General features: G+C 62.1%; 23 protein-coding genes. 8 read left to right on the forward strand and 15 right to left on the reverse strand.

Annotated elements, in window-relative coordinates:
- Positions 1-34: 34 nt before the first annotated feature.
- The 5 genes from BBJ66_RS15820 to BBJ66_RS15840 all read left to right on the forward strand — a co-directional run bounded on the left by BBJ66_RS15820 (position 35) and on the right by BBJ66_RS15840 (position 5154).
- Positions 35-532 (forward strand): Lrp/AsnC family transcriptional regulator, encoded by a 498-nt coding sequence (locus BBJ66_RS15820; RefSeq protein WP_071088205.1) that lies wholly within the window; start codon positions 35-37, stop codon positions 530-532.
- A gap of 120 nt (positions 533-652) precedes the next feature.
- The gene (locus tag BBJ66_RS15825; RefSeq protein ID WP_071088207.1) at positions 653-2149 is read left to right on the forward strand and encodes an NAD-dependent succinate-semialdehyde dehydrogenase; all 1497 of its coding nucleotides are present in this window, start codon (positions 653-655) and stop codon (positions 2147-2149) included.
- Positions 2150-2238: 89 nt separating this feature from the next.
- Complete coding sequence (locus BBJ66_RS15830) at positions 2239-3618, forward strand: aspartate aminotransferase family protein (protein ID WP_071088209.1); 1380 nt, start codon at positions 2239-2241, stop codon at positions 3616-3618.
- A gap of 11 nt (positions 3619-3629) precedes the next feature.
- Positions 3630-4703 (forward strand): alcohol dehydrogenase family protein, encoded by a 1074-nt coding sequence (locus tag BBJ66_RS15835; protein ID WP_071088211.1) that lies wholly within the window; start codon positions 3630-3632, stop codon positions 4701-4703.
- Between the two features lie 58 nt (positions 4704-4761).
- Positions 4762-5154 carry a DUF4112 domain-containing protein gene (locus tag BBJ66_RS15840; RefSeq protein WP_049734915.1) on the forward strand — a complete coding sequence of 131 codons (393 nt, stop codon included), beginning with the start codon at positions 4762-4764 and terminating at the stop codon, positions 5152-5154.
- A gap of 47 nt (positions 5155-5201) precedes the next feature.
- Here BBJ66_RS15840 and BBJ66_RS15845 read toward each other — a convergent pair whose 3' ends face one another.
- From BBJ66_RS15845 to BBJ66_RS15870, 6 genes are all read right to left on the reverse strand, one after another.
- On the reverse strand, positions 5202-6239 hold the full coding sequence (locus tag BBJ66_RS15845; RefSeq protein ID WP_071088213.1) for a Gfo/Idh/MocA family protein: 1038 nt from the start codon (positions 6237-6239) through the stop codon (positions 5202-5204).
- Between the two features lie 104 nt (positions 6240-6343).
- Positions 6344-7129: a ThuA domain-containing protein gene (locus tag BBJ66_RS15850; RefSeq protein ID WP_071088215.1), complete on the reverse strand. Its 786-nt coding sequence runs from the start codon at positions 7127-7129 to the stop codon at positions 6344-6346.
- A 61-nt stretch (positions 7130-7190) separates the two neighbouring features.
- Complete coding sequence (locus BBJ66_RS15855; RefSeq protein WP_071088216.1) at positions 7191-8216, reverse strand: ABC transporter ATP-binding protein; 1026 nt, start codon at positions 8214-8216, stop codon at positions 7191-7193.
- A gap of 11 nt (positions 8217-8227) precedes the next feature.
- Positions 8228-9058 (reverse strand): carbohydrate ABC transporter permease, encoded by an 831-nt coding sequence (locus BBJ66_RS15860; RefSeq protein WP_049731127.1) that lies wholly within the window; start codon positions 9056-9058, stop codon positions 8228-8230.
- Positions 9058-10044, reverse strand: a complete 987-nt coding sequence (locus BBJ66_RS15865) for a carbohydrate ABC transporter permease (RefSeq protein ID WP_071088218.1) — start codon at positions 10042-10044, stop codon at positions 9058-9060. Before BBJ66_RS15865 ends, BBJ66_RS15860 begins: the two co-directional genes overlap by 1 nt.
- Before the next feature lie 66 nt (positions 10045-10110).
- Complete coding sequence (locus BBJ66_RS15870) at positions 10111-11376, reverse strand: ABC transporter substrate-binding protein (protein WP_071088220.1); 1266 nt, start codon at positions 11374-11376, stop codon at positions 10111-10113.
- A 53-nt stretch (positions 11377-11429) separates the two neighbouring features.
- On the opposite strand from BBJ66_RS15870, the gene BBJ66_RS34750 reads away from it, so the two are divergent.
- Together BBJ66_RS34750 and BBJ66_RS15875 are read left to right on the forward strand one after the other, a co-directional pair.
- The gene (locus BBJ66_RS34750; protein WP_161492677.1) at positions 11430-11585 is read left to right on the forward strand and encodes a hypothetical protein; all 156 of its coding nucleotides are present in this window, start codon (positions 11430-11432) and stop codon (positions 11583-11585) included.
- Between the two features lie 60 nt (positions 11586-11645).
- Positions 11646-12659, forward strand: coding sequence for a substrate-binding domain-containing protein (locus BBJ66_RS15875; RefSeq protein WP_071088222.1), 1014 nt, complete (start codon positions 11646-11648; stop codon positions 12657-12659).
- A 39-nt stretch (positions 12660-12698) separates the two neighbouring features.
- On the opposite strand, the gene BBJ66_RS15880 is transcribed toward BBJ66_RS15875, so the two are convergent.
- The 8 genes from BBJ66_RS15880 to BBJ66_RS15915 form a co-directional block, all read right to left on the reverse strand.
- Positions 12699-13664, reverse strand: coding sequence for an ROK family protein (locus tag BBJ66_RS15880; RefSeq protein ID WP_071088223.1), 966 nt, complete (start codon positions 13662-13664; stop codon positions 12699-12701).
- A 14-nt stretch (positions 13665-13678) separates the two neighbouring features.
- The gene (locus BBJ66_RS15885; protein WP_071088225.1) at positions 13679-14380 is read right to left on the reverse strand and encodes a ribulose-phosphate 3-epimerase; all 702 of its coding nucleotides are present in this window, start codon (positions 14378-14380) and stop codon (positions 13679-13681) included.
- Positions 14381-14384: 4 nt separating this feature from the next.
- Complete coding sequence (locus tag BBJ66_RS15890; protein ID WP_071088227.1) at positions 14385-15194, reverse strand: alpha/beta fold hydrolase; 810 nt, start codon at positions 15192-15194, stop codon at positions 14385-14387.
- Complete coding sequence (locus BBJ66_RS15895) at positions 15191-16036, reverse strand: sugar phosphate isomerase/epimerase family protein (RefSeq protein WP_071088229.1); 846 nt, start codon at positions 16034-16036, stop codon at positions 15191-15193. The genes BBJ66_RS15890 and BBJ66_RS15895 overlap by 4 nt, the downstream gene beginning before the upstream one ends.
- Positions 16036-17112 carry a Gfo/Idh/MocA family protein gene (locus tag BBJ66_RS15900; protein WP_071088230.1) on the reverse strand — a complete coding sequence of 359 codons (1077 nt, stop codon included), beginning with the start codon at positions 17110-17112 and terminating at the stop codon, positions 16036-16038. The genes BBJ66_RS15895 and BBJ66_RS15900 overlap by 1 nt, the downstream gene beginning before the upstream one ends.
- A 109-nt stretch (positions 17113-17221) precedes the next feature.
- A complete protein-coding gene (locus tag BBJ66_RS15905; protein WP_071088232.1) occupies positions 17222-18370 on the reverse strand; it encodes an ABC transporter ATP-binding protein in 1149 nt (382 codons plus the stop codon).
- Positions 18371-18687: 317 nt separating this feature from the next.
- Entirely contained in the window at positions 18688-19629 is a 942-nt protein-coding gene (locus tag BBJ66_RS15910) for a PfkB family carbohydrate kinase (protein WP_071088234.1), read from the reverse strand.
- 3 nt (positions 19630-19632) lie between these two features.
- Positions 19633-20433: a class I fructose-bisphosphate aldolase gene (locus BBJ66_RS15915; protein WP_049731116.1), complete on the reverse strand. Its 801-nt coding sequence runs from the start codon at positions 20431-20433 to the stop codon at positions 19633-19635.
- Between the two features lie 248 nt (positions 20434-20681).
- Between BBJ66_RS15915 and BBJ66_RS15920 the strand changes: the two genes are divergently transcribed.
- Positions 20682-21443, forward strand: coding sequence for a DeoR/GlpR family DNA-binding transcription regulator (locus BBJ66_RS15920; RefSeq protein WP_049731115.1), 762 nt, complete (start codon positions 20682-20684; stop codon positions 21441-21443).
- 79 nt (positions 21444-21522) lie between these two features.
- Here the strand turns inward: BBJ66_RS15920 and BBJ66_RS15925 are convergent, their stop codons facing one another.
- The gene (locus tag BBJ66_RS15925) at positions 21523-22341 is read right to left on the reverse strand and encodes a sugar phosphate isomerase/epimerase family protein (protein ID WP_071088304.1); all 819 of its coding nucleotides are present in this window, start codon (positions 22339-22341) and stop codon (positions 21523-21525) included.
- Positions 22342-22478 lie beyond the last annotated feature (137 nt).

Genomic DNA, 22478 nt, shown 5'->3' on the forward strand with positions numbered 1-22478 from the left:
GCGTTTGAAATGATTTCTTTCTAAAGAAAGCACCATGAAGCTCGACGCCATCGACCTGCGCATTCTCGACGCCGTCCAGCGCGACGGCCGCATCACCAAGCTGGCGCTGGCCGAAAGGGCCGGGCTGTCGCCGACCCCGTGCTGGATGCGGCTGCGCAAGCTCGAAAAGGCAGGCGTGATCACCGGCTACCACGCCCGCATCGCTCCACGGCGCATCGCGCCGGTCGCCAGCGTCATGATGGAGGTGACGCTCGCCAATCATCGCCAGGCGGATTTCGAGCGCTTCGAGCGCGCCGTCGCTGCAATCCCGGAGATCGTCGCCTGCTGGTCGGTCGGCGGCGGCGTCGACTACATCCTGAAGATCATCGCCCCTGATATCGACGCTTATCAGCGGCTGGTCGACGGGCTTCTCGACCGCGAACTCGGCATCGACCGCTACTTCACCTACATCGTCACCAAGACGGTGAAGGAGGAAACGGTGCTCCCGGTCACTTCTTTCGCCCCGTCCGGCGAGGACCAGAGCGCGTCATAGACAATCTCTCTGCCACGCCACCGTTCTTTAGACCGTCTCTCTCTTTTCGCCTCCGCCAACAGACAATCTCTCGCCCGCTCCCGTGGAAGACTCCTCGTCACCGCCACGAGGAGACTGGACATGACCGCCGTTTTTGCTCGCCCCGCCTATCATGATGCGCTGTCGCGGCTTTCCGACCGCCATCTCCTGCGCGATCTCGCCTATGTCGGCGGCCGCTGGATCGCCGGCAAAACCGGCGAAAGTTTCGAGGTTACCGATCCGGCCTCCTCAGCGACGCTGGCTTGGGTTGCAAGCCTCGGCACGGACGAGACAGGGGCGGCGATCGATGCAGCGTCAGAGGCTTTTGCCGGCTGGCGCGCCATGCTGCCGCAGAACCGGGCAGCGATCCTGCGGAAGTGGCACGCGCTGATCCTTGCGGCCAAGGAGGATCTGGCGCTGATCATGACGCTCGAGCAGGGCAAGCCGCTGGCGGAATCGCGCGGCGAGATCGATTACGCTGCCTCCTTCCTCGAATGGTATGCCGAGGAAGGTAAGCGGTTGAATGCCGAAAGCGTCACCAGCCATCTGCCGGACGCGGAAATGATCGTCCGGCGCGAGGCGCTCGGCGTCGTTGGTATCGTCACACCCTGGAATTTTCCCTCGGCCATGGTCACGCGCAAGGCTGCCGCCGCCCTTGCCGCCGGCTGCACGGTCGTCGCTCACCCGTCCTCCGAGACGCCGCTTTCCGCGCTCGCCCTTGCCGAACTCGGCGAACGGGCCGGCATTCCCCCAGGTGTCTTCAATGTCGTTACCGGCCAAGCCGCGCCGATTGTGGGCGCTCTCTGTGAAGACGTCCGGGTGCGTGCATTGAGCTTTACCGGGTCGACAAGCATCGGCAAGCTTATTGTCAGCCAATGCGCGCCGACCCTGAAGCGGCTGGTGATGGAACTCGGCGGCCACGCTCCGCTGATCGTCTTCGACGACGCCGATATCGCCAAGGCAGTCGAGATCGCCGTCAACGCCAAGTTTGCCACATCGGGCCAGGATTGCCTTGCCGCCAACCGGATCTTCGTCCAGCGGCGGATCGCTGACGACTTCGCCAAAGCCTTTGCCGCCCGCATCGCCGCGCTGAAGGTCGGCGCCGGGCTTGAGGATGGCGCCGAGATCGGGCCGCTGATGCATGAGCGCGCCGTCGTCAAGGTCGAGGAACAGGTCGCCGACGCGCTGGCGCGCGGCGCCCGGCTCGTCACCGGCGGGAAGCGCCACAAGGCCGGCCGGCTGTTCTACGAGCCGACGCTTTTGACGGACGTGCCGGCGAATGCGCTGATCATGCGCGAGGAGACTTTTGGGCCTGTGGCGGCACTGACCACCTTCGACACCGAAGACGAGGTCGTCGCCCGCGCCAACGATACCGAATACGGCCTCGTCGCCTATATCGTCACGGAAAACGGCGCGCGGCAGATGCGCCTCGGGCGCGCGCTGGAATACGGCATGGTGGCGGTCAACCGCGTGAAGATCACCGGCGGCCCGATACCCTTCGGCGGCTGGAAACAATCAGGTCTTGGCCGCGAGGGCTCACGCCATGGGCTCGAAGCCTTCACCGAGCTCAAATATCTCTGCATCGACACCGCCGCTTAAAGCTCTTTGTTTTTATGCATGTCGTTATCCCGGAACCACACTTCCGGGCGACATGGACTAAGCCGCCCATTTCAAGAAGAGGACAGGACATGCTCGAGAAAAGCAACGAACTCACCGCCTGGGACCGCGATCACTTCTTCCATCCCTCCACCCATATGGGCATGCATGCGCGCGGCGAGACGCCGACCCGCGTCGTTGCCGGCGGCGAAGGCGTCTACATCACCGACACGAGCGGACGCAAAAGCCTCGATGCCTTTGCCGGGCTTTATTGCGTCAATGTCGGCTATGGCCGCCAGAAGATTGCCGATGCCATCGCCGAACAGGCGAAGGATCTCGCCTATTATCATGCCTATGTCGGCCACGGCACGGAAGCCTCGATTACGCTTTCGAAGATGATCATCGATCGCGCGCCTGATGGCATGAGCCGCGTCTATTTCGGCCTCTCGGGCTCGGACGCCAACGAGACCAACATCAAGCTCATCTGGTACTACAACAACATCCTCGGCCGGCCCGACAAGAAGAAGATCATCTCGCGCTGGCGCGGTTATCACGGCTCCGGCGTCATGACCGGCAGCCTCACCGGCCTGGCGCTCTTCCACAATGCCTTCGACCTGCCGCGTGCGCCGATCCTGCACACCGAAGCGCCCTATTATTTCCGCCGGCCCGACCGCTCGATGGACGAGGAGCAGTTCTCGCAATATTGCGCCGATAAGCTCGAGGAAATGATCCTCGCCGAAGGTCCTGATACCATCGCCGCCTTCATCGGCGAACCCATTCTCGGCACCGGCGGTATCGTGCCGCCGCCGAAGGGCTACTGGCAGAAGATCCAGGCGGTGCTCGACAAATACGACATTCTGCTCCTCGCCGACGAAGTCGTCACCGGCTTCGGCCGTCTCGGCACGATGTTCGGCTCGGATCATTACGGCATGAAGCCGGATCTGATCACCATCGCCAAGGGCCTGACCTCAGCCTACGCTCCGCTTTCGGGCAGCATCGTTTCGGACAAGATGTGGCAGGTGCTGGTGCAGGGCTCCGATCAGATGGGGGCGATCGGCCACGGCTGGACCTATTCCGCCCATCCGATCTGCGCGGCCGCCGGCATCGCCAATCTGGAGCTGATCGACGAACTCGGCATCGTCGAAAATGCCGGCGCGACCGGCGCCTATTTCCGCTCGGAACTGGCAAAAGCGGTGGGCAGCCATCGCAACGTCGGTGACGTCCGCGGCGACGGCCTGATGGCCGCGGTCGAATTCGTCGAAGATAAAGACGACCGTCGCTTCTTCGATGCCGCCCGCAAGATCGGGCCGCAGGTCGCCGCTGCTCTTCTCGAACGCGGCGTCATTGGCCGCGCCATGCCGCAAGGCGATATTCTCGGCTTCGCGCCACCGCTCTGCCTGACACGCGAAGAGGCGGACGTCGTCGTCAGGGCGGCAGCGGACGCGATCGAAAGCGTTTTCAAGGCAATCTGAGGAGAAGCCGCATGACGATCCCGGAAAAGATGGCCGCGGTATTGCTGACCGGCCACGGCGGCTTGGACAAGCTCGTCTATGACAGGGAGGTACCCGTTCCCACGCCGCCGGAGGGCGAAGTGCTGATCCGCGTCACTGCCTGCGGCATGAACAACACCGACGTCTGGGTGCGCCAGGGCGCCTACGGCACTGAGGACGATCCGTCCGCCGTCTCCACCTGGCGCAGGCAGGGCAACACGCTGACCTTCCCGCGCATTCAGGGCACCGATACGGTCGGCCATATCGTCGGCGTCGGCGCCGGCGTCGATCCCAAGCGCATCGGCGAACGTGTCATGGTCGATTTCTCGATCTACAATCGCGACGACGACAGCCTCGCCGACATCGATTACATGGGCCATGGCCGCGACGGCGGCTATGCCGAATATATGGCGCTGCCGGCCGAAAACGCCCATGTCGTCGCAACCGATCTGACCGACGTCGAACTCGCCACCTTCTGCTGCGCCTATCTGACCGGCGAGCGCATGCTGGAGCGGGCAAGGCTTGCCGCCGGCGAGCGTGTCCTCGTCACCGGCGCCTCCGGCGGCGTCGGCTCGGCGATCATCCAGCTGGCGCGTGCCCGCGGCGCCATCCCGATCGCTGTCGCCGGTCCCGGCAAGGAGGCGGCGATGCTCGAGATCGGCGCCGAAGCGGTCGTCACCCGCGGCAAGGGCAATCTGGTCGAAGCCGTGCATTCCGCCAGCCGCGGCGAGCCGATCGATGTCGTCGCCGATCTCGTCGGCGGGCCGTTATTCAACGACCTCCTGAAGGTCCTGCGCCCCGAAGGCCGCTATACCACGGCCGGCGCGATTGCCGGCCCGGTCGTCCAGCTCGACCTCAGGACCATGTATCTGAAGCAGCTGGAATTGCACGGTTCGAGCCAGGGAAGCCGCGCCGATTTCCGCCGGCTCGTCGGCTATATCGAAAGCCGGAAAATCCGGCCTCTCGTCGGCGGCGTCTACCCGCTGTCGGAATTCCACCGCGCCCAGACCGATTTCATGGCGAAGAACTTCGTCGGCAAACTGGTCGTGCTTCCCGAGCAGAGATAGCGGGATCTCCGATCACGCGCGGCGCCGAACCTTATCGGTTTTGCGGCGTTTCACGGCCATGGACACGGGCAAAACGACATACCTCACCTCTGCCGAGCTCGGGCGAATTCGGCGCGCTGCCGGCATAGCCCGTCTGATGGATACGGCGGTCCGATTGCCGGTCGTCGGTGTACGGATCGGTGCGGACTCGGTTCTCGGCCTTATCCCGGCGGTGGGCGACATTGCCGGATCGCTGGTCGGGCTTTTCATCATCGACGAGGCAAGGCGGCTCGGCCTTCCCGCCCACAAGCTCGCCCGCATGGCGGTCAATCTCGGCGTCGACGCCGCCTGCGGCACGGTTCCGCTGATCGGCGATATTTTCGACGTCTATTTCAAGTCTCACCGCCGCAACGTCGGCATCATCCTCGACCACTTCGGCGTGAGCGAGGACGAGTTGAACCGGCACATCTGACGAACCGAGCAATCTGCAGAAGCCGCCCTGAACCGAAGCGTCTTTGTCTAAAGCTCAGTCAGAGCGCCCGCCGTCTTCACGGCGTGATCGAGGACGAATTGCAGCTTGGCCGCGTGGCCGAAGCCTGGCTCATCCGGCTGCCCCTTTTGCACGGCGTTTGCAAATCGCTGGAAGTTCGTGATGACCGGTTCGACCTCGATCGTGCGCCAGATCGCCTTGTCGGCATCCGCGCCTTCACAGGCCCTAAGGGTCGAACCTTCAGGCGTATGCAACACCTCCAGCGCGCCCTTGTCTCCGTGCAGACGCAGCCGCAATTCGTTGAGATGGCCGGTCGCCCAGCGCGTCGCATGAATGACGCCGGCCGCGCCGTTTTCGAGTTCGGCCATCATCAGGAAACTATCGTTTGCATCGAGATCATACTCGCCGATCCGGTTTCCGGGGCTCTTGTCGAACACCTTGAGATGCGATGCGGCCGCCTTGACGTCGCTTCCTGCGGCAAAAACCGCGAAGTCGAGAATGTGGATACCGACATCGCCCAGCACCCCATTGGAACCGTGTTTTGTCGAGAGCCGCCAGAGCCATTGCGATTCCTTGGTCCAGTCGCCCCAGGCCTTCGAAACCAGCCAGCTCTGAAGATAGGACGCTTCGAAGTGGCGGATCGCGCCGAGACGCCCGCCCAGCACCATCTTGCGGGCGGCTTGCAGCGGCGCCACATTGCGATAGGTCAGGTTTACCATCGTGACCTTGCCGGAGGCCGCCGCGGCGTCGGCCATCTCCTTGGCCTCTCGGTAGTTGACCGCCAGCGGCTTCTCGCAGAGCACATGCTTGCCGGCGCCGAGTAACTTCATCGTCGTCGAATAATGCGCGCGATCCGGCGTGACATTGGTCACCGCGTCAAACTCACCCCAGGCAAGGGCGTCATCGAGCGACGTGAACGTCAACGGGATAGCATGCCTGAGCGCGAAGGCCCGCAGCCGGACCTCGTCCGTATCGACGGCAGCAACAATTTTGACGCCGGCGATTTCCGAAAAATGCATGGCATGGGTGTTTGCCCATCCTCCGGTACCGAGAATGATCAAGCGCATTCTTTTTATCCTCATGGTTATCCATCAAAGCGTGAGCGGCCGCGAGATCATCGCGGCGCCTTGCGGGGCCGAGCGGGCCGTCCGCGCCCACAGCGTCTCATCTCTCAGCGGTAACCGGCTTCGCCGGCCTGGTGCAGTTTCGGGCCGCGTTCGACGATCGGCTCCAGGGCCTTTTCTACCGGCACATTTGGGGCGTCGGTAATACTCGTCAACGCTGCTTCAGGGTTATAGGCCCACTTGACGCCGTTGATCAGCACCTTCTGGATGGTGGCGTCGTGATAGGTCGGATAGGTCTCGTGGCCGGGGCGGAAATAGAAGATGTTGCCGGCGCCGCGCCGCCAGGTCAGGCCCGAGCGGAAYACTTCGCCGCCCTGGAACCAGGAGATGAACACCGTTTCCAGCGGYTCCGGCACCGAGAACTGCTCACCRTACATTTCCTCGTTTTCGAGCTCGAAATGCTCGCCGATGCCGGCGGCGATCGSATGGCGCGGGTTGATCGTCCACAGCCGCTCGCGCTCGCCCGCCTCGCGCCATTTCAGCGCGCAGGGCGTGCCCATCAGCCGTTTAAAGATTTTCGCGAAATGGCCTGAGTGCAGCACCAGCAGGCCCATGCCTTCCCACACCCGCCTGGCGACGCGCTCGACAACGACGTCGGAGACCGCGCCATGATCCTTGTGGCCCCACCAGGTCAGCACGTCGGTTTCGGCAAGCCGGGCTTCGCTCAGCCCGTGTTCCGGCTCCTGCAGCGTCGCGGTCGTCGCCGAGATGGCGGGGTCGGCATTCAGCGCATTGGCGATCGCCGTGTGCATGCCCTCGGGATAGATGCCGCGGACGATCTCATTGGTATTCTCGTGGATGTTTTCACCCCACACAATAGTGCGAATGGTCATCATTTTCTCCTTGTCGTTAAAAACGGATCGAGCCTTGGGAGGAACGTCGATCCTGGGAAGGTCAGGCAGCCTGCATGGATTGCCGCTCGAGCGCCCGGCCCGAACGGTCGAAACGGTGGACATGGCCGGCAAGCGGGGCAAGGCCAAGCATCTGGCCCGGCTCGTGGCGAGAGACGCCGGCCTCGCGCACGATGAGCGGCTCGTCCGTTCCGATATCCACATAGACGAAGCTGTCGGAGCCGAGGATTTCCGAATGGACGACCGTGCCGCTCCAAACCGGCGCCTCTGGGGCGATGCGAACATGCTCTGCGCGCACACCGATCGTATGGCTGCCATAGGGGTCTGCCAGCTCGCCCGACAGGAAGTTCATTTTCGGCGAGCCGATGAAGCCGGCAACGAAGAGCGAATTCGGGCTTTCGTAAAGTTCCAGCGGCGTACCGATCTGCTCGACGACGCCGTCCCGCAACACACAGATCCGATCCGCCAGCGTCATGGCCTCGACCTGATCATGCGTCACATAGATCATCGTCGTATTGTGCATGCTGCGATGAAGCTTGGCGATTTCCAGCCTCGTCGCCACGCGCAGCGCCGCATCGAGATTGGACAGCGGCTCGTCGAAGAGAAAGACCTTCGGATCGCGGACGATCGCCCGGCCGATTGCGACGCGCTGACGCTGGCCACCGGAAAGCTGCCGCGGCAGACGCTCCAGATAAGATGAGAGCTGCAGCATGCCGGCCGCCTGCTCAACGCGCTTGCGGCATTCGTCTCTGGTGCGCCCGGACAGTTTCATGCCGAAAGCCATATTGTCGAAAACAGTCATATGCGGATAGAGCGCGTAGGACTGGAACACCATGGCGATCCCTCTCTTCGAGGGCGCGTGCCGGTTCACCATCACGTTGTCGAAAGCGAGGGTTCCCGACGTAATGTCCTCGAGGCCGGAGATAAGCCTGAGCAGCGTGGACTTGCCGCATCCCGACGGGCCCACGAACACCATGAACTCGCCGCGGCGGATGTCCATCGTTACGCCCTTGATCACCTCGAAAGCGCCGAAGCTCTTGCGGATATTCTCCAGTCGGATCTCTGCCATGTCTTACTCCCTCAACCCTTGACGCCGCCGGCGGTCAGCCCCGAAATGATCCGGCGCTGGAATATCAAAACGAGCACGACCACCGGCACGGTGACGATCACCGAAGCCGCCATGATGTTGCCCCACGGGATCTCGAACTCGCTGTTGCCCGAAAGCAGGGCGATGGCGACCGGGACGGTTCTCTGCGTATCCGACGATGTGAAGGTCAGCGCGAAAAGGAACTCGTTCCACGCGGTAATGAAGGCGAGCAGCCCTGTTGTCACCAGCGCCGGCCACATCAGAGGCATGAACACCTGGGTGACGATGACCCATGGCGAGGCGCCATCGACGATCGCCGCCTCCTCGATCTCGATCGGCAACTCGCGCATGAAGGTGGTCAGCACCCAGACGGTGAACGGCAGCGTGAAGATCATGTAGGAAAAGATCAGCGCGAAGGGCGTGTTGAAGATGCCGATCCAGCGAATGAGCTCGAACAGGCCGGCAAGGACGGCAATCTGCGGAAACATCGACACCGAAAGGATGGTCAGCATCAGCAGCGCCCGCCCGCGGAAGTGCACCCGTGCCAAGGCGAAGGAAGCGGTGATCGAGAGCAACAGCGACGCCGAAACCACGACACAGGCAATCATTGCGGAATTCGCGAGGCTGCGGACGAACCCACCCTGCCCCATCACGGAAAAATAGTTGCCGAACGAGATCGAGGTCGGCCAATAATCGACTTGGAAAAGGGCCGTGCCGGTCTTCAAGCTCGTGAGGATCGCATAGTAGAACGGAAAGACCGCAATGACGACGATGACCGTGACGAGCAGGTAGAAGAGCGTGTTCTTGGTGAGCGACAGCATCATCAGCGTTCCTCCCCGCCGAGCCTGACGCGGCCGAGCCAGATATAAAGGATGGTGACGGAGGCAATGATCAGGAAAAGCACCGTCGAGGCGGTCGCGCCGTAAGCGAACTTGTCGAAGTCGAACAGGTTCTCGCGCGCCATGACGGACATGGTTTTCGTCTGCGCATTGTTGGGCGTTAGCACATAGATCAGATCGAATATGCGCATCGCATCGAGCATCCGGAAGATCACGGCAACCATGATGGCCGGCCGGATCAGCGGCAGCGTCAGACGCCAGAAAACTTTTATCGGATTGACGCCATCGATCTTGGCCGCCTCGTAGATGTCTCCCGGAACCATCTGCAGCCCGGCAAGGATCAGAAGCGCCATGAAGGGCGTCGTCTTCCAGACGTCGACGATCAGCACGGCGATCATCGCCGTCTCCGGATTGGCGGTCCAGGCGATCTTCTCAGTGATAAGCCCGAAGCCAAGCAGGATGTCGTTCAGGATGCCGAACTGGTCGTTGAGCATCCAGGCCCACATCTTGGCCGAGACGATCGTCGGGATCGCCCAGGGAATGAGGATCGCGGCCCGAACAACGCCACGCCCGACGAAGCGTGCGTTCAGCACCAGGGCGACGATCAATCCGAGCACGGTCTCGATCGTGACCGAAAGCATGGTGAATTTGGCCGTGTTCCAGACGGCTTTCCACCAGACCGGATCGGCAAGCAGCCCGCGATAGACGGTCTTTCCGCTCTTCAGCGTCACCCACGACAGATAATTGGAAAAGCCGACGAATTGCGCGTTGCCGAGGTCGTTGAGCGACGCATTGGTAAAGCTGAAATAGATCGTTCTGAACAGCGGCCATCCGGCGACGATCGCCAGGATCAGCAGCGTCGGTGCCAGAAACATCCACGCCGACCGAACACGCTCGGATCGCAGCTCCGTGGAGGCTCTGAGATTGGATATCCTGGGTTCAACTGCTTGCGAAACTACGATTTCAGTCATGAAACACCTCTCCCCGTTCGCTCGTCCGAAACCGGGCCGGCGGCTTCACAGCCGCCGGCCGGAATCTTACCAGGCGTCGCCCTTGAGGGTGGTGAGGTCGGCTTCGAGAAGCTCGAGGTTCTCAGCAGCCGAGCCGCTACCGGACAGCGTATTGTGCACCGCGGTCCAGAACTTCGAAGACACTTCGTTGTACTTGACCTTGGCGGTCGCCGACGGACGTGGCACGGCATCCTGGAAGATGGGTTTCCAGTTCGGCATGAAGGGCTGCGCGGCGGCAACATCCTTGTCGTCATAGAGGTCGCTCAGCGTCGGCAAGTTGGACAGCTCGATGGCGCGCGCCTTTTGGACGTCCTTCGACGCCAGGAATTTTACCAGCGCAATGGCTGCTTCCTGCTTTTCGGAATATTTCGAAACCGCCAGGTTCCAACCGCCAAGCGTCGAGGACGGCTTGTCGCCGGCCGCCGCAACCGGCAGCGTCATGACGTCGAACTTGCCCTTCACGGCACTGTCGGCGCCATTGCCGAGAGAATAGGCATAGGGCCAGTTGCGCATGAAGACGGCGTTGCCGGTCTGCCAGACGCCGCGCGATTCTTCTTCCTGATAGGCGAGCACGCCTGGGGGTGAGATCGTGCCGATCCAGCCCTTGGCGCGTTCAAGCGCAGCCGCCGCCTTCCCATTGTTGATCGAGATCGTCCCGTCCGGCTCGACGATCTGGCCGCCGCCCGATGACTTCACCCATTCCAGCGCGTTGCAGGTCAGCCCTTCATAGGAATTGCCCTGGAAGACGTAGCCCCAGAGGTCCTTCTGTCCTGCCTGGCGTTCCTTATCCTGAACCTCCTTGGCGGTCGCGGCCATCTCGTCCCAGGTCTTCGGCGGCTGCTTGCCGTATTTCTCAAGCAGGTCCTTCCGGTAAAACAGCGCCGGAGCGTCGGTAAACAGCGGCAGCGCCACGAGCCGGCCGTTGACCGTCTGCGAGGCGATGATCGACGGGAAAAACTGACCGGCGACGTCCTTGGTGGCTTCCTTCAGATCGATGAACTGGTCGGCAAGCTGCGGCGCCCAGATGACGTCGGTCTGATAGACGTCGATGTCCTTGTTTCCGGCGGCAAGCCACAGGCGATATTGTGAGAACTGCTCGCTGCTCGATGACGGCATGGTAACGAGCTTGACCTGATTGCCGGTCTCCTTCTCGAAAATCCCCAGCTGCTTGTTGAGGAATTCGACGTTTTTTCCCGTGGTGTTGGCGGCAAATGAAATTTCAGCGGCGTGGATCGGGCCGGCGACCGCAATGGCGACGCCGAGCGCGGACAGGCCTGAAGCAAACTTTTTCATGATCTCCTCCCAGAAATTGAAATCGATTTGGCCAACAGAACATTGCAGAAGGCATGGACGGCGTCAACCCGCTAAATGAGCACTTCACCGTTGCACATATCGGTGATTTTGGTGCAAAATACAGCTTAAGAGAAAGTTTTAGGCGCCCAAGGGCCACGCTCCAAGCGGATTTATTTGAAATCGATTTCAATTATTATCTGATTGGATAGGTGGCGGTTGCGCATCGCCAACGCATCGTCCATTGATTGCCTGGACAAAGAAGACATCCGATGAAACTTCGTGAATTTGCAAAGCAGCTTGGACTTTCTCCGACGACGGTCAGCCGTGCGCTCAGCGGCTACCCAGAGGTGAGCGAAGCCACGCGTGCGCGGGTTGCAAGCGAAGCAATGCGGCTTGGCTATCGCCCCGACATCAATGCCGTGCGGCTAAAGACCGGGAGAGCCGGGGCGATCGGCGTCATGATGGCGCGGTCGGGAGAAATCCATTTCGCCGAATTCATGTCGGGCATGGCGCAACGCCTGGAAACTGCCGATACCGACATTCTCATCACGCCGATTACCGCGGACAATGACGACGACGAAATGCAGGCCTACCGGCGCCTAGTCGAAAGCCGCCGGGTGGATGCGATGATCATTCATTCGCCTCGTCCCAAGGACCCGCGGATTGAGCTGCTCAGCAGCCTGGGCTTGCCGTTCCTGGTTCACGGCCGCTCGGAGACCGAACACGTTCACGCCTGGCTCGATATCGATAATGAAAATGCGGTGCGCAGGTCCACCGAACACCTGCTCGACCTCGGGCACCGGCGCATCGCCATGATCAACGGCCTCAGGGGCAAGACCTATTCGATCCATCGCGAACAGGGTTTTCGGCTGGCCCATCAGGAGCGTGGGCTGACTGCCGATCCCAACCTGATGGTCTGCGATAAATTCTCCGACGAAAGCGGCTTTCGCCATGCCCGCTCCTTCCTCGAGAGAGCGAATGCGCCGACCGCCATCGTCGCGGGCTCCACGATGACGGCGCTTGGTGTTTACCGCGCCGTCCGTTCGCTCGGGATGAGGGTGGGACAGGATGTGTCGGTCATCGCCCATGACGACGTCTTCCCTTATCTGACGGCCGAAAACATGGTGCCGTCGCTTTCGACAACGCGATCCTCGATGCGTGCTGCGGGCACGCGCTGTGCCGAGTTAACGCTACAGCTCATTGCCGGACGTGCCGCGGATGAGGTCCATGAATTGTGGCCGGTCGAACTGATCCTCAGGGAAAGTACCGCGCCACCGCCCTGACGGAGCAGCCTCTCTGCGCGCACAGGATCCGAGTGTTCTCTAAAGATGATCGATCGGAGCGACCTTCCCCGCTAGGAACGCCAGCGCCGCCGCGCCGACAAGGCCCGAGTTCTGATCCAATGCCGCCAGCATCACCTTGACATCCTTGAATGCCGGCATCGCCCATTGGCCGATATAGGCTTGAATGCCCGGTTGCAGACGGTCGAACTCGTGGGAGAGCCCTCCCCCCATGACGATGATATCGGGACTGAAGATGTGGATCAGGCTGGTGAAGCCGCGTCCGAGAATTTCCGCTTCCTCGTCGACCAGTTGATTGGCGAGCCGATCGCCATTTCTGGCTGCCGCAAAAACGCCGCGGCTGTCGATGGCGCCGCCGTTGCTGCCCAACATCGTCTCCCGGCTTTCCATCGCCCGCATTTGGGCGCGCCGAGCAAAAGCCGGTCCGGATCCATAGGCCTCGAAACAGCCCCTGTTGCCGCAAGGGCAGAGGTCTCCGTTCGGCATGACCGACATGTGGCCGACATGGGCTGCCATGCCCTTGCGGCCGCGCACCACGCGACCGTCCGAGATAACGCCGCCGCCGATCCCGGTGCTCACCGTGACATAGACGAGGTTATCAAGCCCCTTGCCGATGCCGAACTGCCACTCGCCGATCGCAGCGGCAATGGCGTCGTTTTCGAGATCGACCGGAAACGGAAACCGCTTCTGCAACTCCGCCTTCAGCGGAAAATCGACGAAGCCGGAAAGGGTCGGGATATCGGTCGCAACACCGGCAACCGTATCGAGCGGGCCTGGGGCGGATACGCCGACGCCCACGATCGAAGCAGTCTTCGATGCCGCAAGCAGCCGATCGGCGAGGCCGCAAATCTGGGCGAGCACCCGGTCGGGGCCGGCCAGCGCATCCGTTGGCTCGGCCAATCGCATCAGGATCCTGCCTTGCTCGTCGACAAGGGCGGCGCGCACCTGCGTTCCGCCGAGGTCTATGCCAATGGCAACCTGCTGCATGTGAAGACCGCCGGTTAGAGTGCGCGCATCCATGCCATCCGCTCATCGAGCGACGGCGCATTGAAAGCCAGGGAACCGAGAACGACCGTTTCCGCACCGGACTGGCGAAGCAGAGGCACAGTATGCTCGCGAATGCCGCCATCGGCCGCCAGCACGATCCGATCGGCCGCACCGCAGCCGGCGATGATCTGCTTTGCCTGTTGAAGCCGGGTGCCGGCCTTCTCGTCGAGGCCCTGACCTTTGACGCCGATCGCCGTGCCGAGCAGCGTCACAAAACGCAGCCGGGACACATATGTCTCGATCCGCTCGACGGGGGTATCGACCTTGAGAACCATGCCGGCTGCGACACCGCGGCGATCGAGAAGATCGAGAGCCTGGTCGGCGACGCTTTCGTTTTCGACATGAAGACTGATCAGGTCGCTGCCGGCATCGGCGAACTGCTCGATCTGCGACAGGATAATGCTGTCGGCAACCATCAAGTGAACATGGATCGGGCGCGCGGAGGCTTTGCGCACACCGGCGACGAGATCAGGGAAAAACAACATCGCCGGCGCAAAATGGCCGTCGGCGACATCGATGTGGAGGATGTCGACGTGAGGATCGACACGCGCGAGATCATCGGCGAGACGCATGAGATCGGCCGACCAGACGGAGAATTCGGCAATCAATCGATCCTTCGGAAGATCGGCGATCCAGGTCTTGGAGGGGACAGGCATTGTTTCAGAGCTCCTTTAGAAAATTGCCGACGGCAAGCCTGAAGTCGGCAACATATTGCGGACGGCTCTCCGTTTTCGGCGTGATCTGCACGAAACGCGCGCCGGCAATCTGCGCGGCAAGCGCACGCGCATGCCCGAGAGGGTGGATGCTGTCGCGATCATGACCGATGACGAGCACCGGCAGGGCGAGATTGCCGACCTCCGCGTCGGTGACGTCAGGGCCGTCGCTGGAGATCCTGGTCAGCAGTTCGGCGGTCACATCCAGAGGCGTGCGGGAGAAAAACCCGGCAAGCGAGGCGAGATTGTCCGGCGCCTCGGCGGCGAGCCGCACGCCGACCGGCCCGGCAAGGAATGCCTGCTTTGCCTCGCCCAGTGGCAGGGTTTTCAGAAGCCGCCCGACTTCGGCATTGGGCGCCATATTGTCCGGCGCCGATGCCGTCAGCCAGGCGGGCCTTGCCAGGATCAGTGCCTTGACGAGATCGGGCCGTTTGACGGCGACACGCAAGGCGATCGCGGCCCCCATCGAGATACCGCCGATCACGACCGGCGCCGCAAGGTTTTTCTCGATATAAGCGGCAATATCATCGCAGAAGGCCGAAATCGACAACCGCTCGACATTGCCGGCCCGAGAACGCCCGTGGCCGCGGGCTTCGATCGTAACCCGGCGATATCCGGTTTCGCACGGAAAGACTTCGTCTGTCTGCGCCGCGTCTCCGCAGAGGCCGTGCTGGAATATTGCCGACGCGCCCTCGCCCGCCATATCGACATTGAGAATGGTTCCGTCGCTGGTTTCGAACGGTTCAGCCCGTCTCATCGTCCTCTCCCTGCGCCGTCGCCGTCGAGGGCCCTTTTCAGGAAGGACGCCACATTGGCCGCCTCCGAGGCCGAAAGACCGTGCGTGACGAGACTGCCGCCAAAGCCGGTTGCCTTGAGACGGCCGAGATAATGCGCGTAATCGAGGACGCCCTTGCCGGCGGTCGCGAAACTGCCGTCGGGATTGCGGTCTTTCGCATGCGCCATGACGATCCGATCGGCGAGAAGATCGATGGCTGAGGAAACGATGCGCCGCTGCTCATCCAACGTTGCGACCTCGAAAAGATTGGCCGGATCGAGGACGATCTTGACGCGGGGGCTATTGAGCGCTGCGATCAGCCGATGGGCTTTCTCAGCCGAGTTGACGACATTGGCAAGCTCAGGCTCGATGGCCAGATCCACATTATAGCGCTCGGCGATCTCGATGGCCGCCTCCATGGCTTCGAGAAGATCGCGCCAGGCCTCCGGCGTGTCATTGTCGGCGTGCGCTTTCCACTGGTCGATGGGGTCGCGTGTACCGGTGCAGAGCGTGATCAGGGCGGTCGACATGCCGGCGCAGCGCGCGGCCAGCGTCGCCAGGTTGCGAAGGCCGGCTTGGCGCAGGGCGGGATCGGGATGGATCATATTGTAGGTGCCGGAAACGGCGACGATCTCGACACCACTTTTGAGAGACGCCTCGCTGACTGCGCGCGCCTGGGCCTCGGAAATCGTCTCCGGCATCGGCGGCAGGCCCGAGCAGGCCATGTTGTATTGTGCTGCGGCGAAGCCGGCCCGGGCGACCGCATTGAGGACGGTCGAGGGTTCCGTTCCCTCGAAGGTCTTTGCGAAGATGCCGAGCTTCATCACACGCCACCCGTCACGTCGGCCAGCGCGACCGCCTTGCCGGTTTCGACGGAGCGCGCGACGGCGACCATGGCCCGTACGGAGGCCAGGCCATCATCGATGTCGGCGCCTTCCATCACTGCGCCATCCAGGATGGTGCGGGCGAAGCCTTCGACCTGACGACGATAGAAATGGCCGTCGGCGCCGAGAACGCGATGGGTCGCGCCATCGGCTTCCCGGAAAATGTCGACCTCACTGGTTTTGTAGTACCACGGGTTATAGGTCTTGCCCAAAATGCTGCCGTTCCTGCCATAGATCTGGAAACCTTCGTGCCAGTCCATGCGCACCTGCACAGTGAGATCGAGGTGACCGAGCGTGCCGGAGGCAAACTCCACGTCGACGAACCAGCACCAGATACCGGCTCGCTCACTCAGCCGCGCGGTGACGGAAACGATGTCGCCGGCAAAATAACGCGCCGTGTCGATCAGGTGGCAACCATGCGCCAGCATGTAGTAGCGGCGCAGGTCGGCTTTCGGATTGGCGGCGGGTTTTCGCGCATTGGCGCTGGCAACGATCAGCGGCTGGACCGCATCGGTCATCGGATAGCGGTGGGTGCTGTCGCAATACCATGCCTTCAAAGCAACCATCTCGCCCATCTCGTCGCGGATGAAGGATTTCGCCGCCTGGAGCCCGGCGTCGAAACGCTTCATATGCCCGACCTGAAACACCTTTCCCGACTTCTCGACTTCAGCCTTCAATTCAAGGCATTCCTCGACGGTGACCCCGACGGGTTTCTCGCACAGCACATGCTTGCCCGCCTGAAGGGCGCGGATGGAGGCCGGGACGTGAAAGGCATCGGCGGTGGCGATGATCACCGCATCGAGGTCGGGATCGGCCAGCATCCTGTCGTAGTCGTTATAGGTTTTACCGACCCCATGGGTGATCGCCATTCGTTCGCGCAGATCCTCGGCGACGTCGCAAATCGCATAGAGATCGGCATTCATAGCCTTCGTGCAGCTCTCGAAGTGCGCGGCCTGGGCAATCTGGCCGGCTCCCAGTACGCCGATGCGGAGGCGCCGTTCCTGTTTTGCTGGCATCGATAAGCCCTCTGGATCGAATGTTGAAGATGAACGCCGGTTTCGGCGCCGAATGGCATCGCTCTCTGGAAATCAACCCCGACATCACCCGCCTGCCGGCTCTGCCTCGTCAGTTCAAAGCCATGTGTGTTTGAGGATGGAAAAAATGAAGTTTCGCCGGGTCGATTGCCAGATTGATCGATTGGCCTGTTTCGACCGTGCTGACAGCTTCGAAGCGGGCAACGGCGTTGGCGGCACCGCTCAAGTCTTCGACGGCATCGGGGTCGCCCGAGTCGATCCGAACCGCGTCAATCTTCAAATGCACGATCAACTCGGAGCCAAGCTCCTCGATCGACTTCACGACAACCGGGATCGTCGGATAGGAGGCTCCGGAGGGCAGCTGGCTGTCATAGAGATCCTCGGGCCGAACGCCGAAGATCAATGCCTTTCCCTCGAAGGCGGAAAGACCGGGCGCCCGCTCGAAGACGCCGTCGGACAAGGGGATGGAAAAACCCGGCAAATGGATTCGCATACCCTCCAGACGCCCCTCGAAAAGGTTCATCGACGGCGAGCCGATGAAGCCGGCGACGAAGGCATTGACCGGGCGGTGATATAGGGCCTTGGGCGTGTCCACCTGCTGAAGCACGCCGCCCTTCAGCACGGCGACACGGTCGCCCATGGTCAGGGCTTCGGTCTGGTCGTGCGTCACGTAGATCGTCGTCACCCCCAATTGTCGCTGCAGGCTTGCGATTTCGGCGCGCATCTGAACACGCAGCTTGGCATCGAGGTTGGAGAGCGGTTCGTCCATCAGGAATGCCGCGGGCTCACGGACCATGGCGCGCCCCATCGCGACACGCTGGCGCTGGCCGCCGGAAAGCTGGGCGGGCTTGTTGCCGAGCAGGGTTTCCAGCTGCAGGATCTTGGCAATCTCGTGCACGCGCTTGGTTCGCTCGGCCTTGCTCTTTCCCGCCAGCTTCATCGAAAAGGCGATGTTGTCGAACACGGTCATGTGCGGATAAAGAGCATAGCTCTGAAAGACCATGGCAATGTCCCGGTCCTTGGGCGCAAGATCGACGACGTCCTGACCGCCGATGCTCAAGGTTCCGCTGCTGATCTCCTCAAGGCCGGCAATCATGCGGAGCGCGGTCGATTTTCCGCATCCGGACGGACCGACCAGAATCAGAAACTCGCCGTCATGAATCGTCAGGCTCAGATCCTTGATCGCATGGTAGCTGTTTCCGTAGGTCTTGCAGATTTTGTCCAGTACAACCACAGCCACGTCTCATCCTCCCGTATCAATCCGCTCACGTCTTCGACCGGCGCTCCCCGCCACCTCCGATCCTTTCGATAAGAAGGCTCAGGCCTGAGCTTTAAAGTCAACAGAAGAATCGAGGTGATTTCGCCATACGTTATCTATGTGTCAGCATATCATTTTGAAATTGTTCGCATTAATTCAATTTATTTGCGCGCTAATATTTTTTTACGCGCGTAATTTTTATAGCCGGTACGGCAGCTGTTGAAGGCTCTTTCAAACCCTACGATCGGCGTGTGGTTCCGCTCGGGCGGCCAACAAGGTCGACACCTATCAACGGCGCGCTAATCGTGACATCCCGGCATCGGGCGCGGCGCCGGTGCATTTTCCCCTGCCATCCATGCCAGGCAGGTCCGGTTGTCCGGCAGGCCCCTGCGCCCTCCCCGCGCGGTCACGGAAATGGCGGCAGCCGCTGTGGCATAGGCTACGCAATCAAGCGGGCTCTTTCCCTCGGCAAGGGCAAGAGCATAGGCGCCGTGAAAGCAGTCGCCGGCGCCGGTCGTGTCCACCGCTTGAACCTGATAGGCCGGCAAATGCCACCGGGTGGGATCGCCTTTCTGGCGGAGGCAGGTCCCTCGTTCGCCATCGGTCAGCACGACAGCGGACCGCTCCGCTGACCAGAGCTTCTCCAGAATGGTCGCCGGATCACCTTCACCGGTATACTCCCTGGCGAAAGCGAGCGGCAGCACCAGATGGTCGGCGCAGGCGAGGAGCCGGTCCGTCTCGGCACCGACCGTCCATTCGATATCGGCTATCACGGCAAGGCCAAGCGCGCGCGCCCGTGCCACCACCCTTTCCGAGTGTACGGCATAGCCATCGATCAGCAGGACCGGGGCCTGCATCAAAACATCGTCGGGCAGTGCATCCGACGTCCCGTGCAGCACATCGTCGTCATAGGCTATGAACCGGTCGCCGTCAGGACCGACGGTGATCACCGAGCGGATCGGCGCGGCAGCGGCATGGCGCGGCGCCAGGGATATGTCGACGCCCTCGCGCTCGAGCTCGGTGCCGGCCGGATCGGCTACGGGATCCTCGCCAAGCCAGCCGATGAAGCCGGCGCGCCCACCAAGCCTGGCGACAGCGACAAGGGCCGTCGCCACGTTGCCGCCATGGTCCATGGCCCGCTTGGTCACCTTTCCCTTGCCGGCCGAAAGCCCCCGATCGACATAGATGATGTCATCGATGGCAAGGGCGCCGAAGCCCAGAACCTGGAGCGGGCGCGACACGTCTCAAGCGCCGGCAGCCGCCAGCGCCTCCTCCGGCGCCATGCCTTTATGAATGACGAATTTGAAGGCGCGTGCGGCCATCGTCGTATCGCCGTGGCCCCAGAGGTTGCGGCCGACGACCGCGCCTTTGGCGCCGGCGCGCAAGGCTTCCGATGTCTGGACGAGCGCGCCAAGCAGCGTATCGGTCTTCGGGCCGCCAGCAATCACCACCGGGACCGGGCAGGTCGCGACGGTCTCGCGGAAGGATTCGAAATCTCCGGTATAGCCGACCTTGATCACGTCGACGCCGGCTTCGAAACCGATGCGCACCGCATAGGCGATTTCATCCGGGGTGAAGACGATCTTGCCGCCGTCGGAGAAATCACGGGGATAGACATGGGCAACGACCGGCATCTCGTAGCGGGCGGCGGCGTTGACCGTATCGGTCAGCCAGCGGATATACTCTCCCTCGGTGGCGCCGCGCACCGGAATGGCGACGGCCAGAGCGTCCGCACCATAACGCACCGCGTCTTCCGGGGTGGCAATGAGCTGGCGAATCCTGTCGTCAGCGGTGAAGCAGCCGCCCTGAATGACGAGGGCCGCCTTTCCGGCATAATCCGACCAGAGGTGACGCGCAGCGCCGGGCTGGATGCTGATGTAGTCGGGGCCACCCGCCATGACGCGTCTCAGCGCGCCCGGCAGATCGGCAAGCCCGCCCTCACGAACATTGCCGTAACCGACAAAATGATCGACCGCGCCCCCGAACAGATGCCCCGATGGGTTCGAGAACAGGCGTGCGAGGCGGACTTTGGTTCCGAGACCCATGGCGATGTTTCCTTTGCGATTGCGGCGTTGCGAGTGCCGGCGTCGTTGTTGAGAAAATCCTAACTCGAAAACAAACAAATGTTCAATATTTCGAATTCTTTCGTTTTCACGCGGAAAGAGAATTTTTTACGTGCATTTTTTGCCCGTTAGGGCTATTTGTGGGGCACAGGCCGCGCCATCAGACGGCTGTCTTTCGTTTTTCAAAAGTCGCCTTATCGCAACGAGGCGCGCGGCAGCCGGGATCGCACATGCTTGCAGAACAGAGGCGGCAGCAGATCATGCTGGAACTTCAACGGGTCGGTCAGGCCCGCACCCGCCAGCTCGCGGAATTCTTCGAGGTTTCGGAAGTCACGATCCGCTCCGATCTCGAAATCATGGACGCGAAGAAGCAGCTGATCAAAACGCATGGCGGGGCAATCGCCCTGCCGTCCGACTCGCCGGCCGCAGCCTTCGAGGAGCGCATGCAGCGCAATTTCGATGCGAAGCGGCGCATTGCCCAGATGGCCGCGCGGCAGATCATCGACAACCAGTCGATCGTCTTCGACAGCGGCTCGACACTGCTGCAGGTGGCCATGCAGATGCCGCCGGTCAACAACGTCGTGGTGGCGACGACGGCGATGAACATCGCCCAGCATCTGATGTACCGGCCGGGGCTCGACGTGCACATGATCGGCGGCCGGGTGTTTCCCAGCACCGTCAGCACGATCGTTTCGGATTCCGACAAGGCGGTCGGCGGGCTCGTCGCCCACCAGGCCTTTGTCAGCGCCCACGCGATCGATCAGGCCTTCGACGTCGTCGATGTCTCCGAGGATATTGCGCGGACCAAGCGCAACCTGGTTCGTATGGCCCGGCGCGTTGTGCTGGTGGCGGATTCGAGCAAGTTCGACATCGGCGCCTCCTCCAAAGCCTTCTCGCTGTCGCGCGTCGATCTGATCATCACCGACAGCAACATGCCGCACAGCATCCGCAACCGGCTGGACAAGCTCGGCGTGGAGGTGCGCTACGCGTGACGGGCAGGCAGCCTCCCAGCTGAGAAAAGTTTGGGCGCGCGCGAAAGGTTTTCGGCCGAGGCCGGGGACACGAAGTCGCCTAAAACCCCAGCCCTCGAAGCGTCTCGCGATTCTTGCGAACGGCCGCGGCCGGATCGGTTCCGGCATGGTCCGACTCTTCCTCCACCACGATCCAGCCGGTGAACTCCGGCGCCGCCCGAACGGCCGAAATCACGGCGGGCACGTCGCAGACGCCTTCGCCGAGCATCGCCCAAATCCCCCCGGCGTCGACATCCTTCAGATGCACGTAGCGGATGCGGTCACGATAGGCCGAAAGCGTCTCGCCGATCTCCTGGCCGCCACGCAGGATATGGCCGGTATCCGGCACCCAACCCACGCGTGGGTCGAGGAGGGCAAACAGCCGGTCATAGTCGTCGCGGGTGAAGAGCAGCGTATTGTGGTGCGAGGAAGGGTGGACGGCAACGGCGACGCCGGCCGACCGTCCGATCTCGGTCGCGCGATTATAGCACTCCGCCGCGATGGCGAACTTCTTCTCACGCGGGCCATCCGAAACGACCGTGGCCGATCCCATCGAGACCATCGCACCGGGAAAATTCGCCGCGAAATCCACCCATCGCCGGGCCGTCTCCAGATCGGAGGCGAGCTTTTCCGTCACCGTGAAGCCGCTGGCCGAGCCGAAGGCAAAGGAAACCAGCGTTAAACCGGCCTCCGCAAGAGTCCGGGCAAAGTCGCTGGGCTTGAGCGCGTAGTGACCGATCATCGTGTCGGTGATTTCGAGACCGGCATATCCGCCATCGGCGATGGCGCGCACCAGATCGTCCGGCCCGCCGCTCCACCCCTTGCCCAGCATCTCCCAGGTGAATGTCTGGCAGCCGATCTTCAGCGCAGCATCGTGCATATCTTGGTCCTGACCTATTCTTTGGTGACAGTCGATATCGAAGCCGGAGCCTCCGCGCCGGCGATCATCGCGGCACCTGGTATCCGGCATTGCCGAAAGCATTCTTCGAGAAGGGGCGCTTCCCTCGGGGAATTGCG

It is taken from the genome of Rhizobium sp. RSm-3 (assembly GCF_001854685.1).
Taxonomy (GTDB): domain Bacteria; phylum Pseudomonadota; class Alphaproteobacteria; order Rhizobiales; family Rhizobiaceae; genus Rhizobium; species Rhizobium ecuadorense.